This window comes from Micromonospora palythoicola (assembly GCF_036689795.1).
Classification (GTDB): domain Bacteria; phylum Actinomycetota; class Actinomycetes; order Mycobacteriales; family Micromonosporaceae; genus Micromonospora; species Micromonospora palythoicola.
In genome coordinates, this window is record NZ_JBAGKI010000002.1 from 107,661 (window position 1) to 131,028 (window position 23,368).

The 23,368-nt window shown below is 71.5% G+C and carries 12 protein-coding genes; 4 read left to right on the top strand and 8 right to left on the bottom strand.

Annotation, left to right across the window (positions count from 1 at the left end):
• The first annotated feature begins 219 nt into the window (after positions 1 to 219).
• The 4 genes from pglY to V5O40_RS01610 are packed head-to-tail and all read left to right on the top strand — an operon-like array spanning position 220 to position 10,111.
• Positions 220 to 3,969 carry a BREX-2 system ATPase PglY gene (gene pglY, locus V5O40_RS01595; protein ID WP_332903745.1) on the top strand — a complete coding sequence of 1,250 codons (3,750 nt, stop codon included), beginning with the start codon at positions 220 to 222 and terminating at the stop codon, positions 3,967 to 3,969.
• Entirely contained in the window at positions 3,966 to 6,695 is a 2,730-nt protein-coding gene (pglZ, locus tag V5O40_RS01600; RefSeq protein WP_332903746.1) for a BREX-2 system phosphatase PglZ, read from the top strand. Before pglY ends, pglZ begins: the two co-directional genes overlap by 4 nt.
• Positions 6,692 to 8,005 (top strand): BREX system ATP-binding protein BrxD, encoded by a 1,314-nt coding sequence (gene brxD / locus V5O40_RS01605; protein ID WP_332903747.1) that lies wholly within the window; start codon positions 6,692 to 6,694, stop codon positions 8,003 to 8,005. Before pglZ ends, brxD begins: the two co-directional genes overlap by 4 nt.
• Positions 8,006 to 10,111, top strand: coding sequence for a DEAD/DEAH box helicase (locus V5O40_RS01610; protein WP_332903748.1), 2,106 nt, complete (start codon positions 8,006 to 8,008; stop codon positions 10,109 to 10,111).
• On the opposite strand, the gene V5O40_RS01615 is transcribed toward V5O40_RS01610, so the two are convergent.
• The 8 genes from V5O40_RS01615 to V5O40_RS01655 form a co-directional block, all read right to left on the bottom strand.
• Entirely contained in the window at positions 10,102 to 12,459 is a 2,358-nt protein-coding gene (locus V5O40_RS01615; RefSeq protein ID WP_408631816.1) for an AAA domain-containing protein, read from the bottom strand. The two genes, V5O40_RS01610 and V5O40_RS01615, sit on opposite strands and share 10 nt — an antisense overlap.
• Before the next feature lie 665 nt (positions 12,460 to 13,124).
• Positions 13,125 to 14,696: a pectate lyase family protein gene (locus V5O40_RS01625; RefSeq protein ID WP_332903750.1), complete on the bottom strand. Its 1,572-nt coding sequence runs from the start codon at positions 14,694 to 14,696 to the stop codon at positions 13,125 to 13,127.
• 37 nt (positions 14,697 to 14,733) lie between these two features.
• Complete coding sequence (locus V5O40_RS01630) at positions 14,734 to 16,125, bottom strand: pectate lyase family protein (protein ID WP_332903751.1); 1,392 nt, start codon at positions 16,123 to 16,125, stop codon at positions 14,734 to 14,736.
• 217 nt (positions 16,126 to 16,342) lie between these two features.
• Positions 16,343 to 17,497 carry a Gfo/Idh/MocA family protein gene (locus V5O40_RS01635; protein WP_332903752.1) on the bottom strand — a complete coding sequence of 385 codons (1,155 nt, stop codon included), beginning with the start codon at positions 17,495 to 17,497 and terminating at the stop codon, positions 16,343 to 16,345.
• A gap of 113 nt (positions 17,498 to 17,610) precedes the next feature.
• On the bottom strand, positions 17,611 to 19,101 hold the full coding sequence (locus V5O40_RS01640) for a mannitol dehydrogenase family protein (RefSeq protein WP_332903753.1): 1,491 nt from the start codon (positions 19,099 to 19,101) through the stop codon (positions 17,611 to 17,613).
• Positions 19,092 to 20,393 carry an enolase C-terminal domain-like protein gene (locus V5O40_RS01645; RefSeq protein WP_332903754.1) on the bottom strand — a complete coding sequence of 434 codons (1,302 nt, stop codon included), beginning with the start codon at positions 20,391 to 20,393 and terminating at the stop codon, positions 19,092 to 19,094. Before V5O40_RS01645 ends, V5O40_RS01640 begins: the two co-directional genes overlap by 10 nt.
• Positions 20,390 to 21,817 (bottom strand): glucuronate isomerase, encoded by a 1,428-nt coding sequence (gene uxaC / locus V5O40_RS01650; protein WP_332903755.1) that lies wholly within the window; start codon positions 21,815 to 21,817, stop codon positions 20,390 to 20,392. The genes V5O40_RS01645 and uxaC overlap by 4 nt, the downstream gene beginning before the upstream one ends.
• Positions 21,818 to 21,841: 24 nt before the next feature.
• Complete coding sequence (locus V5O40_RS01655; RefSeq protein WP_332903756.1) at positions 21,842 to 23,170, bottom strand: Gfo/Idh/MocA family protein; 1,329 nt, start codon at positions 23,168 to 23,170, stop codon at positions 21,842 to 21,844.
• Positions 23,171 to 23,368: the final 198 nt, after the last annotated feature.

Genomic DNA, 23,368 nt, shown 5'->3' on the forward strand with positions numbered 1-23,368 from the left:
ACCACGAGGTCGGGGGCGAGCGGGGCGAGAGCGCGGCCTTCGTGTTGTCCTACCGTGCCAGGTATCCGCCTGTCCACCCCATGATCGGCCGTTCCGTGTCCTCCCGCGGCTAACGCGATTCCGGTGCCCGGTTAACCCGAATGAGCCGAGGGGTCTGTCTGCCAAGAGGTTCGCGTGCCTTGTGGCAAGGCCGCGGACGTTCGTCGGTACGGTAGCGGCATGTCCTCGCCCGCCTCCGCTCCGCTGCTCCGCGACGTCATCGACATCCCCGAACGCACGAGCACCAGTGACTTCGTGCTCAAGCTCGCCGACAGCGTCGCCGACGCCGATGCGACCTTGCGTGACTATGTCATCACGGATCGACTGCTGGGGAACTTCGACGAGGCGCTCGGGCTGATCCGTTCCGCGGTCGAAGGCCACGCGTCCAAGGCCGCGTACCTGCACGGTTCCTTCGGTTCCGGCAAGTCGCACTTCATGGCGGTGCTGCACGCGTTGCTGCGCGGCGAGTCCGCCGCCCGGGGCCGGGACGAGTTGGCCCCGTTGGTCGCCAAGCACAGCGTCTGGCTGGACGGCCGGCGCTTCCTGCTCATTCCGTACCACCTGCTCGACGCCCGCTCGCTGGAGCAGCGGGTGCTCGGTGGCTACGTCGACCGGGTGCGCGCGCTGCATCCGGAGGCGCCCATTCCGGCGGTGCACCGCACCGACGCGCTGCTGGAGCAGGCCGCCTCGCTGCGCGAGAAGATCGGCGACGGCCAGTTCATCGCGGGGCTGCCCGGTGGCGACGTCGAGGACGAGTGGGGCGACAGCGAGAGGTTCTGGACGCCGGAACGGTTGGACGAGGCGTTCGCCGGTGCGTACTCCGACGAACTGCGCCGCAAGTTGGTCAACGACCTGCTGACCAGCTGGAACAAGGGCTTCTTCAGCAACGCTCGGGAGGACGCCGAGGCGTTCGTCTCGCTCGACCCTGGCCTGACCGAGATCAGCCGGCACGCCAAGGAACTCGGCTACCACGGCCTGATCCTCTTCCTCGACGAGCTGATTCTCTGGCTGGCCAACTCCATCGGCGACCAGCAGTTCGTCTCCCGGGAGATCCAGAAGATCACCAACTTCGTCGAGGGTGGTGACACCCGCCGCCCCATCCCGGTGATCAGTTTCATCGCCCGCCAGCGTGACCTGCGCGAGCTGGTCGGCGAGGAGGTCGTCGGCGCCAACGAGCTGAGCTACCAGGACACCCTCAACCTGGCCAGCGGTCGGTTCGACGTGATCAAGCTGGAGGACCGCAACCTTCCGGAGATCGCCCGTCGCCGTCTGCTCAAGCCGCGCAACCCCGAGGCCGGCGAGGCGATCTCGCGGGCCTTCGACGCCACCACGAAGGTGCGTCGGGAGGTCTTCGACACCCTGCTCGGCACCGACGCGGGCAGCGGCGCCGACATCGACGCCTTCCGGTCGACGTACCCGTTCAGCCCCGCGTTTCTCTCGACGCTGGTGCATGTCTCCAGCGCCTTGCAACGCTCCCGGACCGCGCTGAAGCTGATGCGACAGCTCCTGGTCGACCGGCGTGACTCGTTGCGTCTCGGGCAACTCGTCCCGCTCGGGGATCTCTACGACGTGATCAGCGGGGGTGGGGACCAGCCCTTCACCGAGAAACTCAAGGCCGAGTTCGAGATGGCGCAGAAGCTGTACGACCTCAAGCTGCGGCCGTACCTGCTCGGCCAGTACGGTTTCACCGAGGACGACCTCGACGCGGCCCGCCGCGGTGACGAGTCGGCCAGCGCCACGGCCGGGCGGCTTCGGGCCTTCACCGGTGACGATCGTCTGATCAAGACGCTGCTGCTCGCCGCGCTGGCCCCCAGCGTGCCGGCGCTGCGTAACCTCACCGCACGTCGACTCTCCGCGCTCAACCACGGCAGCATCACCAGCCCGATTCCCGGCGGTGAGGTGGCCCAGGTGGCACGCAAGCTCGCCGACTGGGCCGGCCAGTTCGCCGAGATCCGCATCGGTGAGGGTGACGATCCGGTGGTGTCGCTGGAACTGGTCGGTGTCGACGTCGACAGCGTGCTCGCCACCGCCAAGCACTACGACAACGAAGGCGCCCGCAAACACCTGGTGCAACGGCTGCTGTGGCAGCAGCTCGGCGTGGCCTGGACCGACTCGTTCTTCGCCGAGGCCGGGTTGACCTGGCGAGGCAGCCGCCGCGCGATCGAGCTGGTCTACGGCAACGTCCGCGACCCGAACGACATCCGCGACGAGGCGTTCCACCCGAGTGCCCGGGACGGCTGGCGGATGATCGTCGACTACCCGTTCGACGACGGCAGCCATGGGCCGGCCGACGACCGGCAGCGGGTGCAGGACCTGACGTCGCGTACGCACGCCCAGACCGTCTGCTGGATCCCCGCGGCGTTGACCGTGGAACGCCGCAATGAGTTGGGCAAGCTCGTCATCATCGACAAGCTGCTCGAGGGGCAGCGCTTCGACAGCCACGCCGAGCATCTCAACCCGGACGACCGGCGGCGGGCGCACGCCGCCCTGACCAACCAGCGCAGCGCGTTGCTGGCCAAGATGCACGGGGTGCTGCGCCAGGCGTACGGCTTGGCCGCGAAGCAGCCGACGGACGTGCAACTCGGCTTCGACGACCACCTGCAGTCGTTGACCCGGGCGCTGGACCCGAAACTGCCGATGGGCGCCACCTTCAACGACGCGCTGCGCAGCATCGGCGACCAGATGCTCAGCCACCAGTACCCGGCTCACCCCGACTTCGACCCCGACCGCAAGGGCGACCCGGTAAGACCACCGGACGTCAAGACCGTCTTCGGGTACGTCCAGCGGGCGGTCGAGTCGCCCGAGGGGCGGGTCGAGGTCGACCGGGCACACCGGCTGACCATGCGCCGGATAGCCAACCCGCTGCGGCTCGGCACGATGCACGAGGCGGCCTTCGTCGCCGAGGGAGAGTGGGTCCAGCACTTCCAGCAGAAGGCGGCGAGCGAGGGCATCACCGGCGAGCTGCGGGTCACCGACCTGCTGTGCTGGATCGACGAGCCGAAGCCCCGTGGCCTCGACCCGATCGTCGCCCAACTCGTCGTGGCGACCTTCGCCGAGCAGACCGACCGCGCCTTCCACCTGCACGGCAGCCAGGTCACCCCGGCACCCGAGCCGGGGCGGATCACCTCCGAGTACACGCTGCGGGAGGAGAGCCTGCCCAGCGAGGAGGACTGGAAGTCGGCCCACGCCCGCGCCGTGGCGATCTTCGGTCTCCGGCCACTGGGCCTGCGTCGGGGCCGCCTCGTCGCGATCTTCGGGCGGGACCTGGTCACCGCGGCGAACCGGCACCGTGTGGCTGCCCACCAACTCGCCAGCCAGCTCGACGCGTACGCCGACCAACTGCGGCTCGACCGGGAGGCCGGTCGCCTCGCCACCGCGCGAGCAGCCGCCGACCTGCTCGACGCGCTGACGGCCGGACGATCCGCGAAGGAGACGGTGGAACAGCTGGCGCAGGCTGAACTCGGCGGACCGGCGGACCGCGCTGGCCGGAGCATCAGCAGCGCCGCCCAGGTGACCGCCGCGCTCGCCGCCGCGCCCTGGGACACGTTCGAGATCATCGCCGGTCTGCCCGCTCCCTACACGGCCCGAGGCGCGGCGATCCTGACCGAACTCCGTCGAGCCGCGCAGGCCGACGAACTGACCACACCGCTGGTGCCGGCCCTGAGGCGGGCGCAGCACGACGCCACCGCGTTGCTCCGGGAGGCCACCAGCGGTGTCGCGGGTGGCCACACCGGCATCGGGCCGGGTGGCGGAGCAGGTGTCAGTACGGGCGGTGGCTCCGCAGCCGCGCCGGCGGGCACGCCGACGACCGCCGGGGACAGCCGACGTACGGAAGCGAGCGGGATCGACGAGGTGGTGACCGACCTGCGCAGGTTCGCCGAGGCCCATGGCGGCGCCACGATCGAGGTGAGCTGGAGAGTGGTGTCGTGACGGCGGCACCCGCGCCCACCTACGCTCTGCGGATCAATCCGGTGGCGCTCAGTCAGAAGGTGGCACAGCAGCTCGACCGGCACGACACCGGCGATCCCCACCCGGTCATGGTCATCGCTGCGGAGCCCACCTGGTCGCACGATCCGGTGTTGATCCTGCCGGACGGACGGCAGGCTCGGGTGGTGGCGTGCGCCTCGCCGCTCGCCATCTGGGAGCACCTCGTCGCCGACCGGGGTGACGAGGTACTCGTGCTGCTCACGGACATTCCCGAAACGAGCCTGGGACCCGGGGTGCGCAGCCGAGTTTTCCGTCAGCGGGTCATCACCGTCGAACCCTGGGACCTGGTTGTCGACGCCTTCGGCGCGCAGGTGCCCGATGCCGCGCTCGAATCGGAACGGTGGGCCGGGCCGGCCCTGCTGGACGCGATGCCACCGGCTGGCTGGCCGCGACTGGCCACCACGGTCCTCACCCGTGAGGTGGCACTGCGGCACCTCGCTGCTGCCCGTCTCGGTCTCGATCGACGGGGAGACGGACCCGACGACCTCGACGTGACCACGCTGCTGCGCTGGAGCGCCGAGCCGGCTGCGGTCGAGGCGTTCATGCTGCTGCGCGCGGAGGAGCGCGCCGGCCTCGCCTGCTGGCTGGTCGAGAGGTTCGGTGGGCCGGCCCGGGCCCTCTTCGCGCTCGTCGACGCCGGCCGTGGCAACGACGCGTTGCCATTGGGCCTGGTCTGCGAAGCGCTGTGGAGCAACGAGACCCCCGAGGCGGTACGGGCACAGGGGCGCGTCGACCAGTACTTCGGCGGCCTGCAGGACGACGCCGCGATTCACGGGCTGGCCCGGTCGGCCGTGCAGATGGTCGGCGCGATGCTGATCGACCGGGACACCGGGGTCCGGCGGCAGGGTCATGCGCTGCTCGACCGGGCCGAGCAACTGGTCGTGCAGTTCAACGCGGCCGGTAGCGTCGAGCACAGCCCGATTCTGCGTACCGGCTTCACCCGGCGGCTCACCACGGCGGCGCGCGCGCTGGTGGCCGGCCTCGCGGACCCCGCCCTCGACGCGGCGATCGACGATCTCGCCGGACACCGGCTGGCTCAGGTGGAGGCGGAGCGGGTACTCCGGGTCAGGATGGCGCAGCGACTTGTCCGATGGCTCGGCACCGAGGTCGAGGCCCCGGCGAGCGTCGCCGACGGGCTGCGGCGGCAGATCGCCGAATGGGGCTGGGTCGACCGGGCACTGCACCACGTCTGGGCGGGTGAGGACGCGCACCCGGAGCTTCAGGGCGCCTTCCGGGCGGTGTTCGAGCGGGCCCGGCAACGCCGCCGAGAGATTGACGGTGCCTTCGCCAACCGGCTCGCCGCCTGGGCCGCGGCCGGCCCCGGGAACGACGGCGACCTGCTGACCGTGGAGAACCTGCTCCCACGGGTCGTCGACCCGCTGATCCGCGCTGAGCGACCGGTACTGCTCGTGGTGCTCGACGGGATGAGCGCCGCCGTCGCTGTCGAACTGGCCGAGGAACTGTCCCAGCACTGGGTCGAGTACGACCCGCTTGCCGGCGCGGGCACCGGGCAACGCCGTGCCCTCGTCGCCGCACTGCCCACCCTGACGGCGGTGTCCCGAACCTCACTCTTCGCCGGGGCCCTGCGCGCCGGTACGCAGGACACCGAGCGGCAGATGTTCACGCAGGGACGTTGGGGACTCGGAGCGCGTGTTTTCCACAAGGGGCCTTCCCGCGGCGCGGCCGGGGAGGTCTTCGCCGGTGAGCTCGCTGTCGCGATGGCCGATCCGGAACGCCTGGTCGCCGTGGTGATCAACACGGTGGACGAGTCCTTGGCCCACGGCCGCGACGGAGACGAGGCCGGTTGGCAACTCGGCGATCTCGGCTTCCTGCGCAGCCTGCTCGACCTCGCCCGGTCATCGGGTCGGGCGGTGCTCATCACCAGCGACCACGGGCATGTCCTCGAATACGGCGGCGAGCACGTGAAGACGGACGACGCGGCCTCGGCCCGGCACCGCACCGGCCCGAAGCCGGCCGGCTCAGGAGAGGTGGAGTTGAGGGGGCCGCGAGTGGTCGCCGACGGGCAGCGGATCGTCGCTCTCTGGGACCCGTCGCTGCGCTACCGACCCGCTAGAGCCGGCTACCACGGTGGTGCCGCGCTCGCGGAGGTGACCATACCGCTGCTGGCCTATCTGGTGCCTAATGTCGCGGACGTGCCGGAGGGTTGGGCACCGGTGCAGGAGCGGCACCCCCAGTGGTGGGAAGCGCAGGTCCCGCAGGCTCCCGCCGACACCGCGTCGGTCCCACCGCCCGCACCCAGGACCCGCCGGAAGGCCCCGGTCGTCGTCGGTGAGGCGTTGTTCGACGTGCCGCAGCAGACGCCGGCCCCCACCGGGAAGCCGGCGGCCGGTGTCGATCTGGTCGCGGCGTTGCTCACCACCGAGCTGTTCCAGGCACAGCACGCGCTGACCCCACGCCGGGTCGACCTCGGCAAGATCGAGGCCGCAATCCGGGCGCTGGTCGAGGCCAAAGGCGTGCTCTCCACCCCGGTTCTGGCGCAGCGGGCCGGTGAACTACCGGCCCGGGCCGGCGGTTTCGTCACCACCCTGCAGCGGATCTTCAACGTGGACAACTACCCGGTGCTGTCGCAGATCGACGACGGCCGTAGCGTCCGGCTGGACATCGCGTTGTTGCGTACCCAGTTCGGCCTTCCGGCGGGTGCCGCGTGAGCGACGTCAGTCCGGTACGCCGACGGCAGGTCATCGACGCGCTGCGTCGTGGTGCCGTTCCCGCAGCCGGCCTTGACCTCCTGGCGGTCGGGTTGGACCGGTTCGTGACCGCGGTGGGGGAGGACCTGAGCGCTGTCGCCGCCAGCGGCTCGGTGTTCAAGGCGATTCGCGGTGAGTACGGCTCCGGCAAGACCTTCTTCACCCGTTGGATCGCCGAGCAGGCGAAACGGGCCAACTTCGCCACTGCCGAGGTGCAGATCTCGGAGAACGAGACGCCACTGCACAAGTTGGAGACCGTCTACCGGCGGTTGACCGAGCGGCTCAGCACCGCGACGTTTCCGCCGAGTGCGTTGCGGGCGGTGGTCGACGGGTGGTTCTACGCCCTGGAAGAGGACGTCCTCGCCACGGGCGAGGTCGTGGCGGACGACGCTGGTGCACTCGACAGTGCCGTGGGCGCTCTGTTGGACCAGCGGCTGGCCACGGTCAGCCGTAGCGCCCCCGCCTTCGCCGCCGCGCTTCGCGGCTACCGCGCCGCCGCGCTCGCGGGTGACACCGCCACCGCTGACGCCGTGCTGGCCTGGCTCGGCGGTCAGCCGCATGTCGCGGCCTCGGCCCGACGGGTTGCCGGCGTACGTGGCGACCTTGACCACTTCGCGGCGCTCAGCTTCCTGCAGGGCCTGCTCGTGGTGCTGCGGGACAGCGGTCATCCGGGACTGTTGCTGGTGCTCGATGAGGTCGAGACGCTGCAACGGGTCCGCTCCGACGCCCGCGACAAGGCCCTCAACGCGCTTCGACAGCTGATCGACGAGGTGTACTCCGGTCGGTTCCCGGGGCTGTACCTGGTCATCACCGGTACCCCGGCCTTCTACGACGGGCCGCAGGGTGCGCAGCGGCTCGCCCCGCTGGCGCAGCGGCTCGCGGTGGACTTCACCACCGACGCGCGGTTCGACAACCCGCGCGCGGTGCAGATCCGGCTGACCGGCTTCACCGTCGACTCCCTCGTCGAGATGGGCGCCCGGGTACGGGACCTTTACGCCGACGGGTCGGTAGCACCGCAGCGGATCCAGGCCGTGGTCGATGATGACTACCTTCGGGAGTTGGCGCAGGCCGTTGCCGGCGGACTCGGCGGCAGAGTGGGCGTGGCACCTCGCCTGTTCGTCAAGAAGTTGGTGGGGGAGGTGCTCGACCGGGTCGACCAGTTCACCGATTTCGACCCTCGGCAGCATTACGCCCTCACCCTGACGGCCGCCGAGATGACCGACGTGGAACGCAACGCCACCAGTGCCGATGCCGTCGCTCTGGACCTCTAGATGACCGCCGAACGGCTGCATCCGGTCGTCCTGCACCATGTGGTGAACTCGCTGCAGTGGCCAGCGCTCCGGCCGTTGCAGGAGGCTGCCGTGCAGCCACTGCTCGACGGGTACGACGCGCTGTTGCTCGCGCCGACCGCCGGCGGCAAGACCGAGGCGGCCATCTTTCCCCTGCTGTCCCGGATGGCGCAGGAGAACTGGTCGGGGACCAGCGTGCTCTACGTGTGCCCGCTGAAGGCCCTGCTGAACAACCTGCTGCCCCGGCTCGAGAATTATGCCGGCTGGTTGGGGCGGAGGGCGGCGTTGTGGCACGGCGACGTGTCCATGGGGCGACGCCGCACGATCCTGCGGGAGCGGCCGGACGTCCTGCTCACCACCCCGGAATCGATCGAGTCGATGCTGGTCAGCGAGGCGGTGGACCACGAGGAGTTCTTCCGCGGCGTACGGGCGATCGTGATCGACGAGGTGCATGCCTTCGCGGGGGATGACCGTGGCTGGCACCTCCTGGCCGTGCTGGAGCGGCTGGGTCGGGTTGCCGGCCGACCGATCCAGCGGATCGGCCTCTCCGCCACGGTGGGCAACCCTGACGATCTGCTGCGCTGGTTGCAGGGCTCCGGCCGGGACCAGCGGCCGGCCCGCGTGGTCGCTCCGCACCTCGCCGCGCCGACCACCGCAACGGTGCCGGATGACGTCGAGGTGGACTACGTCGGTTCGGTGCACAACGCGGCCCGGGTCATCGCCGCGCTGCATCGCGGTGAGAAACGGTTGGTCTTCTGCGACTCCCGAGCGCTCGTGGAGGACCTGGGGCAGCGGCTGCGTGCGATGGGAGTCAGGACGTTTCTCTCGCACGCCTCACTCGCCGTCGAGGAGAGGCGGCGGGCGGAGGAGGCGTTCGCCCAGGAGAGGGACTGCGTCATCGTCGCGACGAGCACCCTGGAGCTGGGCATCGACGTCGGAGACCTCGACCGCGTCATCCAACTCGGCGCGCCGCGTCGCGTCGCCGCTTTCCTACAGCGGATCGGCCGGACCGGGCGGCGGCCCGGCAGTACCCGCAACTGCCTTTTCCTGGCCCTGGACAGCTCGGAACTCCTGCACGCCTGCGCGTTGGTGCTGCTCTGGCGACGAGGCTGGGTGGAAGCGGTTGTCCCGCCGGTCGAACCGCGACACATCATCGCGCAGCAGGTTCTCGCGTTGGCCCTGCAACGTCGCCGAATCGGTGATCAACTGTGGGTGAAGGAGTGGAACGGGCTCGCACCGTTCAACGGCAACGCCGACGTCATCGTGCGGCACCTGGTCGAACACGGCTACCTCGACTCGGATTCGGGAATGCTGTTCATCGGACCGCAGGCCGAGTTGCGATTCGGTCGCCGGCACTTCATGGACATGCTCGCGGTCTTCACCGCGCCACCGCAGTTCACGGTGCTCTCCGGTCGCACGGAGATCGGCCGTACCGATCCCGCGTTGCTGACGGCCCGGGTCGAGGGCCCTCGGTTGTTGCTGCTCGGCGGGCGCAGTTGGCGGGTCACCTACGTCGACTGGAAACGACGCCGCTGTTTCGTCGAGCCGGCCGAGGGCGGTGGGAAGGCCCTCTGGATGAGCGGTGGACCGCCGCAGGGTTTGTCATACGACATGGTTCGGGCCATGCGAGACGTGCTGCTCGGAGCCGACCCTCCGGTCCGGCTCACGCAGCGGGCCAGCAACCGGTTGGCGCAGTTGCGGGACGAGGCGGCCGCCCAGGTGCACCCGGGCGGCTCGATGATCGTCCGGGACCGCGAGGGGGAGATCCGCTGGTGGACCTGGGCTGGCTTCCGAGCCAACGCCACCCTGGTGGCAACCCTTGATGGACTTGCCGATCCGAACCAGCGCTACGACGACGCTGCCATCCGACTGCGGCCGGACCTGGAGCGCGACATGTGGCGGGCGGCGACGGTCGACGCGTCGAACCGGGTCTGTCTGCCGGAGGTGACGCAGAAGGCGCTGGCGGGGCTCAAGTTCAGTGCCGCCCTGCCGCAGCGGCTGGCGACCGCCACGCTTGCCGCACGGCTCGCGGACGTGGACTCCGCGGTGGCCGTCCTGCGGGAGCCGGTCCGATTCGCCTACCTGTGACCGCCGCCGTCGTCGTGGATGCGGGTGGCGAGGTCGAGGGCGGCGCGGATCGGGTCGTCGGCCCAGCGGCTGGCGAACGCGTCGTACAGTCGCCAGCCGGCCCGGGTCAGGGTGCGTTGCCGTTCCACGTGCGCGGCCACGCCGTCCGGATGCACCGCGCAGCACAATCCGACCGGGCCGTCGTCGCCGACGCACAGGTCGACCCGCCAGCGGCCGACGGGGTAGTCGGGCCGCACGGCAAGCCCGATCCGGGTCAGCTCGACGGCGAGAGCCCGGGTCCAGGTGTCCGGCTCGGCGGCTCGCGCGCCGGTGGTGTCCGGCGGTCCGGCACAGGTCGGGTCCGGAGGTGCGGCGTCGGTGGCCTCCAGCGGTTGTCCGGCGTACCGGAGGTAGTCGCCGACGATGCCCTCCGGCGACCGGAGCGACGTGACCACCGTGAGCTGTTTCCTGGCCCGGGTGACCAGGACGTTGAACAGGTTCGGTTCGGCGACGAACCGGTGCCGGGCCGGCGGGTCGTCGTCGACCAGCCCGAGCGTGGCGATCACCACGTCCGCCTCGCTGCCCTGGAACGCGTGCACCGTCCCGGTGCGCAGGCCCAACCGTTCGATCTCGTCGACGTCGTACGCCGCCAGCAGCGCCGTCTCCACCGCGTCGGCCTGGGCGCGGAACGGGCTGATCACCGCGATGCCGCCCTGCGGGGGGCGGGCCGCGAGGGTGGCGACCAGGTCGAGCACGGTCGCCACCTCGGCCTGGTTGACGCCGTCGACCACGGCGGCGTCGGCGACGGTCAGCACGTCGATGGCGTCGGCCCGTTCGTTGCCGGGATGCCGGGTGACCAGTTCCAGCCGGTCGTCGTAGAACCGGCGGGCGGAGAAGCCGATCAGGTGCGGCGCGCAGCGGTGGTGCTCACCGAGCCAGGTCACGGGTGCGGCGCCGGCCGCCACGTCGAAGGCGCTCGCCCGGCGTACGTCGAGCCGGTCGGTGTAGTGGTCCAGGCCGTGCCGGTGCAACGTCGCGGTCACGTCGGCGTCCGCGACGAACGACACGAACCGCAGCTGCCGTGGATCGCCGGCCACCAGTGCCCGGCGGGCCCGGGCCAGCACCGGAGCGGCCCGCAGCTGGTCGATGTGTGCCGCCTCGTCGAGCACCACCAAATCGAACATGCCGGCCGCCGGTGGCAGCAGGTCCTCGACGTCGGCCACCGTGCCCACCCACAGGGGCAGTGCCCGGACCAGCGCCTCGGCGTCCAGGGTGGCGAGCAGTTCCCGGCGCCGGTTGCGTCCGGCCCGCAGGGCGGTGCCCAGACCGCTGGCGGCGCGCCGGGCGTCCCCGGTCCACCGCCGCGCGCTGGCGGTCTCGTTCCGCAGCGCCGTGCCGACCGCCTGGGCGAGCGCGACGTCCGCCTCGACCAACGCCCGCCAGGCGGTGGTCAGGTCCGTGCCGCCGTTGGCGGACAGTCGGGCGGCGGCACGTACCGCGTGTGCGGCGTCCACCGCCGCCCGTAGCTGCGACACGGGTACGGCCGGGCCGGCGCCGGTGAGCCGGTGCAGTCGATGGGCCGCACGGGACCGGTGCCACCGGGACCACCAGCGCTCGCCGGGCCGGCTCGCGGCCTGCAGGGCGGCGCGGATCGCGTCGAGGTCGGTGTCCGGCTGGAACACCGCCGGGGCGTCGTGGCTCAGGGCGGGCAGCAGCGGTTGCCAGTCGGGCAGGGTGGCGGCGAGGCGTTCCTGATCCAGTGCGGCGGCGATGCCGGCCCGGACCCCGTCGACCCGGTCGCGGGCGGCCGACACGGCATCGGTGTCGTGGCGTAGTTGTGCGTCGTCCACGCCGACGGCGACGCCTCCGGCGAGTTCGGTGGCGATGCTTCCGCGTCGTTCCGCGTCACCGAAGAGCACCGGCGGTGGGCCGGGATGCCGGCGCAGCAGCTCCCCCAGCACCTCGGCGGCGTGGGTCGACTGGGTGGCCACCAGTACCGATCCGCCGTGCGCCACGGTGTCCAGTGCGGCGGCGACCAGGGCGTGGCTCTTGCCGTTGCCCGGCGCACCGGAGACCACCACCACCGGTGCCGTCCTGGTGCGCCGGATCACGTCCCGCTGCGCGGCGTTCAGCGGCAACGGCGACAGCACCTCGTCCCCGTCACCGTGGTCGTCGGCGGTCGGCTCCGCGTCGCCGTCGGTGCCGAGGTAGAGCCGGCTCAGGGCGGTGTCCGCCAGCCCGGGCCGGCCGGCCCAGCTCAACAGGGTGTCCCGGAGGCGACCGGCGAACACGTCGCGGGTCACGAAGAGCGCCGCCGCGGCGACCCCGGTGACGTCGTCGTCGACGCCACGTGGCGCTCGCGCCCGCACGGTGGTCGGTCACCTTCACGCCGGCGGCCTCGGCCGCCGCGGTGATCCAGGCGGTGGTGCCGGGGGCCGTTAGCCAGCCCGGTCCGGCCAGCCCCGGTGCGGCCTCCAGCCGGGCAGCGAGTTCCCGGTCCTCGATCAGCGGGGTCAGTTCGAGGTCACCGGCCGGCACGACCCGGTAGTCGCGCCGGCCGCGGTGCAGGCGTACCGGCTGGGCCAGCAGGGGGAGTCGGATTCGTCGCCGCGTGCCGTCCAGGTCAGCGGTGCCGACCAGGAAGGCCAGCCCGAGGCGGAGGATCCGTTCGTCGCGGTGCAGGGCGTCCAGCGCGGCGAGCCGGTCCAGTCGTGCGCCGCGTGGGCCCCGGTGCGGTTCCGGCAGCCAGACCAGCGGTCGGCCGGTTCCGGCCACGTCGAGGATCCGCTCGGCACCGGCCGGGGCCAGGTCGGCGAGCGCGGTGAGGATGGTCGCCGCGTGCATCGCCCGCAGATTCTGCCGTACGCGATCACGGCCGGCTCCCGTCGGCGGACGTGGCGGTGTCCCACCGCCCGTGGCACCATGCCGCCCCGCGGCATCGCGCCGCTGGGCGGGCAGAGCATTAGGGGGCGGAGGGAAGCAGTGGTGGGAGCCGTCGGGTGTCGACGGCCCCCACCGGGTCGGTGCGGGAGGGCTAGCTGGCGTACGTCTCGAACTCGGCGACCCGTGGGGTGCCGGTCGAGCTGGTGATGTCGAAGGTGATCTTGCGCAGGGAGGTCGACCCGAAGCTGATGACGCCCGCGCCGGTGCCGGTAGCGAGGACCGCGCCGGTGTCGTGGTTGAGGACCCGCCAGTTGCGGATGGTGCCGACGGAGCCGGACGCCTCCCGAATGTTGATCCTCGACACGGTGGTGGCCGAACCCCACTTGATCGAGATATGGCCGGTGCTGCCGCTCGGTGACCAGGCGGTGTTCATGTCGCCGTCGCGCACGTCGCCGTAGCTGGTGCCGCTGGCCTTGCTGGAGCCGTCGGAGCCGGCGCCGATGCTGAGGTTGGTGCCGCTGGGCTGGCTCGGCGTCGGCGTCGGGTTGCTGGTCGGCGGTGCGGTGGTGGTGGTCGGTCCAGGCGTCGGGCTGGTCGGCCCGGCGGTCGGGCTCTGCGGCGTGCAGTTGCCGTTGGAGGTACGGATGCCCTTGTTCGCGCCGGCGGTCTGGTTGACGATGCTCGGCACGCAACTGGCCGCGTCGAGGCGGTACGAGTACGGGATGCTGACGCTGGTGTTGGAGGTCGGGTTGGGGCCGGCCGGGTTGGTGTCGCCACTGCGCGAGGACCAGGTCACGTTGTCGAAGATGTTGCCGCTTACCTGCCAGTAGCCGGCCGCGTCGGTGTAGAAGGTGCCCAGCACGTCCTTGGAGTTCTGGAAGTAGTTGTTGTCCACCCTGGCGCGTGCCCCGGCCCGGGAGTTGATGCCGGACTCGTTGAGGCGTACGTAGTGGTTGTTGTAGATGTGGGCGATGCCGCCGCGCAGCAGCGGGGTACGGGAGTCGATGTTCTCGTACAGGTTGTGGTGGAAGGTGACGTAACCGTTGGACGTGTCGCTCTCGCTGGACCCGATCAGGCCACCCCGGCCGGAGTTGCGCAGGATGCTGTAGGACAGCGTCACGTACTGGGTGTTGTTCTTCATGTCGAACAGGCCGTCGAACCCCTCCGACTCGCCGCCGGAGGCCTCCAGGGTGACGTGGTCGACCCAGACGTTGCGGACGTCGGCCTCCATCCCGATGGCGTCGCCGCCGTTGGAGGTCGGCGAGCCCGACTTCTTGACGTTCCGGACGGTCACGTTCTGGATGATGATGTTGTTGGCCTCGCGGATGTGGATGCCGATCTGGTCGAAGACGGCCCCGTTGCCGACACCGAGGATCGTGACGTTGCTGATCTGCTTGAGTTCGATCACGTCGGCGGCGGTGTTGCAGCTCGAACCGGACACCTTCGTGGTGTTGCCGTGGTTGATGGTCCCCTCGACCTGGATGGTGATCGGGGTGCTGCTGCTGGCCCGGTTGCACAGGGCCGCGTGGATCTGGGTGCCGCTGGTGGCGCGTACGGTCTGCCCGCCCGCGCCGCCGGTGGTGCCACCGTTGCCGGTCGCGAAGCCGGTGGCGCTGCCGACCGCGGCCGACGCCTGCGGCGTCGTCAGCGTCACGCAGACCGCGGCTCCCACGGCGGTGGTGGCCAGCCCCGCGAGGAGCCGGAGTGCGACTTGTCGTCTCATCCTCGTCTCACCTTCCTGGTTGGTGGTGGTGTGGGATCTACAGCGGTAGGCGGTCGGCGCCGGCGAGTGGACGGACCAGCAGCGGCACCAGCGGGGCCGGCAGCACCGGGCCGTGCCGCAACGTCGGTGTCCAGCCGGCGTCGGGGCTCAGGTCGGGGTCGTGTCCGGCGTTGTACGCGGCCACCAGGTCGACCGGGCGGGACGGCGCACCGGCCGAGCTCACCCAGTTGCCCCGGGTGGTGATCGCCGTGCCGCCCCAGTCGTACAGCAGGTCGGCGGCGCTGACGTCGGCATCGAGGGTGAAGTGGTTGTTCTCGGCGTGCACGGCGGACTGGACGCCGACGCCGATGGCGTACTGGAAGCCGTCGCCGCCGAGCCGGTAGGCGTTGTTGTAGACGTCCACCTGACCAAAGCGGACGCGGGGCAGCCGTTGCAGGCCGCCGTCGAAGAAGTTGTGGTGCAGGGTCACGTTGAGCCGGCCGACGTCCGGGCCGACCGTGTTGGACGAGCCGATCAGCATCAGCTTGTCGCGACCGGAGAACCGGTTCCAGGAGACGGTCACCAGGCTCGCGGTGTGCGTGATGTCCAGCGCGCCGTCGTGCACCTGGTGGGGCCGTCCGAAGTGGACGGGCTGGGCGCTGTCCGGGTTGTCGCCGTCGGTGAAGGTGTTGTGGTCGATCCAGACGTTCTCGCTGCGGCGCACCGAGACCAGGTCGTACTGCGAGTTCCAGTTGCCGGCCTCGCCGTCGGTCGGTGACCAGGCGGGGAAGCAGTCCCGGGCGTCGTCGAAGGTGATGTTGCGGACGATCACGTTCGTCGCCCGGTCGATCATCAGGGTCAGGCCGGTCAGCCGCGCGTCGCGCAACCCGATGATGGTGGTGTTCGGGCCGACGTTGATCTGGGTCTGCCGGGTCTGGTTGGTCACCGACCGTACCCGCGCCTCCTCCAGCGGCCCGCTCGGTGCCACCCGACCCCACACCGCCGGGTCGTACGCGGCCAGGTACTCCTGCAGCGAGTACCCGGGATCGGCCAGGTCGGCGCAGTCGAGCAGTCGACCGTCGGCAGATTCGAAACCGTCGATGTCGCCCCTGACGTACACGATCTTGGCGGTGGCGTTCGTCGCGTTCGTGGCGTTGTCGCCGCCGAGCGCCGCGACCAGCTCGGCGCGGCTGCTCACCACGTGGATCTGCTCGGCCGTGGCGGCGGAACCCCCGGTGGTGCCGGGCCCGGCGGCGGCCCAGCCGTCGCCGGCCGGGAGAGCCTGCCGGCCGAGCTGTCGGGCCAACGGGGACAGTGCGCCCCGGGCGTCCCGCTCGCGGTGGCTGCCGGCGGGCGCATCGGTGTCGTGCGACGGTTGCGCCAGGGCGGCGGTGGGGAGGACGGTCAGGGCGATAATCGTCGATGCCGCGGCGGCGGCAAGTCTGCGCATCGGCTCGTTTCCGTTTCCTTCGTCGTTGTTTCTTATTAGTGACGAAGGTTACGGTCGCGTTTTTACGAGGGTCAATATTAATGATGTGCAGATTTGTTGCAGGTAATACTGTCGGGTGGCATCGACCCGACGTGACGTGGTCGGGAAACTGCTGTTCATCGCGTTGTCTCTGATCCTGTGTGGACCGAGGATTTGCAGTTTGTTGCGGCGGTGCCTCCTATTCTTGCCCGACGGGCCGGTTTCGCCACGGCGTTATCGCCCATGGCACGCCGAGTTCCGACGGCAGCCGGCCCTCGTCGGCCACCCGACGTAGCACCTCGTTGACGCCACGCACCCGCAACACCCGCTCTGCGCCGGCACCGACGGCCTCCACCAGGTCGCCGTCGAGCAGCGCCGGCTCGGGCGCCGCCCGCAGGGCGGTCAGGACGGCGGTGAACGGGGCGGTCCGGGCCAGCGGCGCGATCAGCGGTACGTGTGGATCGGCCCGGTGGTCCAGCAGGTTCTCCAGCAGCCCGCGCCGGCCGGGCACCGTACCGGCGGTGGCCTCGCCGGGCAGCCGCAGCCGGTCGGTCGGGTACTCCAGCACCGCCCGCCCAACGGCGCCGGTGACGATCACCTCACCGGCGATGAAGTCCTCGCCGGCCAGGGTCACGGCGGCCACGATCGGCGGACCGTGCCGGGGCCGGACCCGCAGCGCGGCGGTGTCGTCCACCTCGATCGGCCGTACCCGGTAGCGCTCCACCTCGATGCTCACCGGCTCCACCGGTCCGCCACCGAGCGCCTCGGCGACCGCCAGGCACTGCATCACCGCGTGGGCGAGGGGATTGGCCAGCGCGCCGTCGAGCACCGGCCGACCGTCCAGCAGCCGGCGCCCGGCCCAGGGCGCGCGGGCGTAGTAGGCGTCCGGGCGTTGCCAGGCCGCCACCGTGGCGATGCCGTTCACCGCGCCCACCCGGCCGGCCGACACCGCGTCCGTCAACGCGTTCAGAGCTGCCGAGCCGAGCGCCTGGAAACCGACCTGTACCACCCGGCCGGTGGTGGCCAGCGCCCCGGACAGTTCCTCGTGCTCGGCGGTGGACAGCACCGGCGGCTTCTCCAGCAGCACGTCCGCCCCGGCGGTCACCGCGTCCCGGGCGATCCGCAGGTGGGTGTGCGGCGGGGTGCAGATGACCACCACGTCCGGCGTGACGTCGGCGAGCATCGCCCGGTGGTCGGCGAAGACCGGCACCCCGGCCGGCACCGGCGCCGCCGGTTCGCACTCGATCGGCCGGGTGTCGACCAGGGCGACCAGCCGGACCCGCCCGGCCTCGTGCAGCGGCCCGATCACCCGACGGTGCCAGCGGCCGTGCCCGTTCGCCCCCACCAGCGCCACCCGGGGCACCTGGGTGCCGCGCGACCACCGAGGTGCCGTGGTGCGAGCCGGTCCCGGTGCGGCGCGGGCGGGGTCGACGCGGGTCGACCCCGCCGCGATCGGGTCGGCGGATGTCACCGCGCACCGGCCAGGGTGGCGCGTACCCCGTGCTGGTGCAGGTCGGTGAGCCAGCCGATCACGTCGGCGCGGACCTGCGCGTCGGCGGCCACCTCGGGTGGCACGACCTCGTCGAGGCCGAGCATGGCGTCCACCGCGCCCGCCGGGGTCCGTGGCGCGGCGGCCAGGACCGCGCGGATCCGCTCCGCCAGCGGGTCATCGAGGGGGAGCGACCGGCCATCGTCGGCGCTGCCCTGGGCGAACCGGATCCAGGCGGCGACGACCAACGCCGCCCACCGGGCCGGTCGTCCGGCCGCCCGCAGGTCGGCGACGGTGTGCAGGATGCGCTGTGGCAGCTTCTGCGACCCGTCCATCGCCACCTGGAGGGTGCGGTGCCGGATCGCCGGGTTGCCGAACCGTTCCAACACCTGCTCGCCGTAGCCGACCACGTCGACTCCGTCGGGTGGGGTGAAGCTGGCGGCCACGTCGTCGGCGATCAGCCGGCGTAGCACGGTGTCCAGGTGCGGCAGTGCGAGGGCGTCCGCGATCGTCTCGCAGCCGGCAAGCGCGCCGAGGTAGGCGGCCGCCGAGTGCACGCCGTTGAGGGCGCGCAACTTCAGCCGTTCCCACGGGCCCGCGTCCGCGCAGAGCACCGCACCGGCGCGGTCCCATGCCGGCCGACCGCCGGGGAAGTCGTCCTCGATGACCCACTGCGTGTACGGCTCGGCCGCCACCGCCGCGAGATCCTCGACGCCGAGCGCCCGACGGGCCGCGGCGAGGGTCTCGGGGGTGCTGGCCGGGACGATCCGGTCCACCATGGTGCCCGGGAAACCGACCTGCCCCTCGACCCAGTCCAGCACCTGTTGCGACGTGCCGGCGTACGCCAGGGACTGGGTCACCAGGCCGCGCAGCCGGCGGCCGTTGGCGGGCAGGTTGTCGCAGCTGACCAGGGCGATCGGCCCGGCGTCGGCGGCGGCGCGGGCCAGCAGGCCACGCACCAGCAGCCCCGGCACGGTGACCGGCGGTCGGTCGGTGGTCAGGTCGGCGACCAGGTCGGTGTCGGGGCGCAGCGTGCCGGCGGCCGGATCGAGCTGGTACGCCTTCTCGGTCACGGTCAGCGTGACCACCCGGATCGCCGGGTCGGCCAGCAGGGCCACCACCGCCCGCGGGTCGGCGGCGGCCAGCCGCACCCCGGCCAGTGAGCCGACCACGCGGGTGCGCTGGTCGGCGGCGGAGAGCGTGCTGACGCTGAACAGGTTGTCCTGGGCGGCCAGGGTCGCCACGATCGCCGCGTTGCGCGGGGCCACGCCGATGATGCCCCAGTCGCCGCCGGCCAGGCCGATCGCCTGCTCGGTGTAGACCGCCTGGTGGGCGCGGTGGAAGGCGCCGAGCCCGAGGTGCACCACGCCGGCCGGCACGGTGCCCGGCCGGACCAGTGGGCGGGCCTCGGCGGGCAACCGGCGCACCGCGCCCAGCCCGAGCCGGGACGCGCCCACGGTCACCGCCATGCCGGGCCGTCCGGGAAGCGGAAGGTGGCGATCGACTCGGGGCGCATGGTGGCGCTGTAACCGGGCGCGGTCGGCAGCAGGTAGCGCCCGTCGCGGGTGCGTACCGGGTCGACGAAGTGCTCGTGCAGGTGGTCGACGTACTCCACCATCCGTCCCTCCAGACTCGTGCCCACCCGCAGGTAGTCGAAGATCGCCAGGTGCTGGACGTACTCGCAGAGGCCGACACCGCCGGCGTGCGGGCAGATCGGCACCCCGAACTTCGCCGCCATCAGCATCTCGGCGAGCACCTCGTTGACCCCGCCGACCCGGCAGGCGTCGATCTGCATCACGCCGATCGCCTCGGCCTGCAACAGCTGCTTGAAGATGACCTTGTTGGCGGCCACCTCGCCGGTGGCGACCCGGCACCGTCCGCCGGTCAGCTCGTCCATCGCGCGGGCGATCCGGGCGTGGCCGAGGATGTCGTCGGCGTGCGTCGGCTCCTCGATCCAGTACGGGTCGACCTCGGCCAGGACCGTCATGTTGGTGATCGCCTCGTCGACGTCCCAGACCTGGTTGGCGTCCATCATCAGCAGCGCGTCCGGACCGATCTCCGACCGGATGATCCGGGCCCGCCGCAGGTCGTCGGCGGGCGGCCCGCCGACCTTCATCTTCATCGCCCGCCACCCCTGCGCGTACGCGGCCCGGGTCAGCGCCCGGACCTTGTCGTCGGGGTAGCCGAGCCAGCCCACCGAGGTGGTGTACGAGGGGAAACCGTCCCGCTCCAGCAGCGCCAGCCGGTCGGCGAGCCCGTCGCGTCCCTTGTCCAGGATCGCGGCGGCCTCGTCGGCGGTGAGCGCGTCGGTGATGTGCGTGAAGTCGATGTTTGCCACCAGCTCGTCGGTGGGCAGCTCGGCCAGGTAGCGCCACATCGGCTGGCCGGCCAGCTTGGCCCGCAGGTCCCACACCGCGTTGACCAGCGCGCCGGTGGCCATGTGGATGACCCCCTTCTCGGGGCCGAGCCAGCGCAGCTGCACGTCGGCCACGAGCGAGCGCCAGAAGGCCACCGGCTCGGCGATGATCTCCGCCATGCCGCGTCCCCGTACGTGGTGAGCCAGGGCCTCGACGGCGGCGCAGGTGATCTCGTTGCCGCGGCCGTTGGTGAAGGTGAACCCGGCGCCGGTCGGGCCGCCGTCGGTGCTCAACTCCACATAGGTGGCCGAGTAGTCGCCGCGGTTGATCGCGTCGGAGCCGTCGCCGCTGGCGGCGGTGGGGAACCGCACGTCGCGCACGGTCACCTCGGTGATGGTGGTCATGACTCTTCTCCGAACTTGAAGACCCGCTTCGGCAGCCGGTACGCCAGGTCGACGATGGTCTCGGCGGCCTCGTCCATGGGCAACCGGTGCTCGGCGACCAGCCGGGCCAGGTAGCCGGCGTCGACGCGGCGCGCCACGTCGTGGCGGACCGGGATGGAACAGAACGCCCGGGTGTCGTCGACGAACCCGGCCGTGTTGTAGAAGCCGGCGGTCTCGGTCACCGACTCCCGGAAGCGCCGCAGCACCTCGGGGGAGTCCAGGAACCACCAGGGAGCGCCGAGCAGCAGGGCGGCGTATCCACCGGCCAGCGGCGCCAGCTCCCGGGTGAAGGTGTCCTCGTCGAGGGTGTAGAGCACCACCCGCAGCCGGGGATCGTTGCCGTACGCGTCGAGCAGCGGGGCGAGCGCGTGCACGTACTCGGTGACCTGCGGGATGTCGCCGCCCACGTCGCGGCCGTGCCGGGCGTGCAGCCACCGGTTGTGGTTGCGCACCGCGCCCGGGTGCAACTGCATGACCAGGCCGTCGTCGAGCGACATCCGGGCGAACTCCAGCAGCATGTGGGCCCGGAACGCCTCGGCGTCACCCGGCTCCGCCGCGCCCCGCCGCGCCCGGTCGAACAGCGTCGCCGCGTCGGGACCGAGATCGAGGGTGCGGGCGGTGGGGTGGCCGTGGTCGGAGGAGGTGGCGCCGGCGGCGATGAAGGCGACCCGACGTGCCCGCAGCGCGGCCAGATAGCCGGCGTACGTTCCGGTGTCCTCTCCGGCGATCTCGCCGAGCCGGTCGACGTTGTCCGACCAGCCCTCGAAGTCCAGGTCCACCACGTTGTCGGGGCGGAAGGTGGTGACCACCCGCCCGCCCGGGCCGCCCCAGCCGTCGGCGGCGAGCTTGGCGTGCCGACCCAGGTCGTCCAGGGGCGACTCGGTGGTGGCGAGCACCTCGATGTTGAACCGCTCGAACAGGGCCCGGGGCCGGAAGCCGGGCTCGGCGAGCCGGGCCGCGAGGGCGTCGTACACCTGGTCGGCGGTGCCCGGGGTGAGCCGGGTGTCGACCCCGAACACCTCGGTGAAGGTCTGCTCCAACCACAGTCGCGACGGGGTGCCCCGGAACAGGTACCAGTGGTCGGCGAAACGACGCCAGATGCGTCGCCCGTCGGTCTCCACCGGGCTGCCGTCGCGACTGGGCACGCCCAGCTCGCCGGGGGAGACGCCCTGGCTGAGCAGCATCCGGGTGACGTAGTGGTCGGGCACGATGAGCAGCTGCGAAGGGTCGGGGAACGGCTGGTCCTCGGCCAGCAACGCCGGATCGACGTGCCCGTGCGGTGAGATGATGGGCAACCCCGCCACCAGCGCGTACAGCTCCCGGGCCAGCGCGCGTTGGCCCGGCTCGGCGGGGAGGAGCAGGTCGGGTCTGGTCGAGGTGGGCACGGGGAGCGGCTCCTGTGGTCGGTGTCAGTCGAGGGTGAGCAGGTCGGCCACCCGCACGGGGGCGCCGGTGTCGAAGGACCGGTTGGCGGCCAGGCCGGTGAGCAGGGCCAGCGCCCCGTCCCGGGCGGTCGCCGCGCGGTGCAGCGGATCGGGTACGCCGCCGAACAGCACCTGGGTCATCCGGGCGTCCGCCCCGCCGTGCCCGTGCCGGGTGTAGCCGTCGACCTCGATGCGTTGCGGCGGTGCCCAGAAGGGGCGCAGGGTCAGCGTGGCGGCACCACCCTCCTCGGCGGCCTGGTCGCCGTGCAGCGCGGCGCCCTTCAGCGCGCCGGCGGCGGCCGGGCTGACGAACTCGCTCTCGGTGACCTCCAGTTCGAGGCGGCCCCGGCTGCCGTTGACCATGACCCGGTATCCCTCCCAGGGCGCGTACGCGGTGAGGTGGTAGGTCATGGTCGCCCCGGTGGAGTAGGTGGCCAGTACCGCCATGTCGTCCTCGATGCTGACGCCGGGGGCGAAGACGTTGCGGTCGCGGTGGTAACCGTCCTCGGCCTCGGCGTCGAGGTAAAGCTCGCGCAGTCGGGGGTGCTCGGCCAGCCGCAACGCGAACGGGTCGTCGTCGGCGGCCGGCGACGCGTGCGCCCGGTCGTAGTCCCGAGCGTAGCCGTGCCGGCGGCCGTCGTCGCCGTAGAAGAACAGCCGGCCGGCCGCGTACACCTGCACCGGTGTGGCGTCCAGCCACCAGTTGACCAGGTCGAAGTGGTGGCTGGCCTTGTGCACCATCAGCCCGCCGGAGCTGGCCTTGTCGCGGTGCCAGCGGCGGAAGTAGTCGGCGCCGTGGCGTACGTCGAGCAGCCACTCGAAGTGCACCGAACCGATCTCGCCGACCGCGCCGTCGGCCAGCAGCCGGCGCAGCTGCTCGTGCAGCGGGTTGTAGCGGTAGTTGAAGGCGACCGTCACCCGTCGGCCGGTACGGCGTACCGCGTCGAGGATGCGCTGGCAGCGCGGCGCGTCGGTGGTCATCGGCTTCTCACAGACCACGTCGCAGCCGGCCTCAAGCGCGGCCACCACGTACCCGTCGTGGGTGACGTCCACGGAGGTCACCAGCACCACGTCGACGCGCTCCTTGGCCAGCATCGCGGTGAAGTCACTCGCGTGGTAGGTCGGCACGGGCCGGTGCCCCAGCTCACCCAGCCACCGGTTGTGGGCGTCCATCCTGGCCTGGTTGACGTCGGCGAAGGCGACCAGCTCGGCGGTGTCGGCGTGCTCGCGCACCAGCGCCCGGACGAACATCTCGGCACGGGCGCCGGTGCCGACCACGGCGTACCGGGCCCGGGTGCCGGGTTGCGGTGACACGGAGCGATCCTCCTCGATCTTTTTGCAAACCTTTGCATCGAAGTAAGCACGGTCGATCGGCTCGCGTCAACGAAGGCGGAAAAATCGGCGGCCTTTGCCCCGATTGAAGGGCTTACCTGTGCATGGCAAGCGGTCTGCTGAAACACAGCTGTAACCATCCACCGTTGACAGTGGCACAACCGTTTGCATTAATTGGCG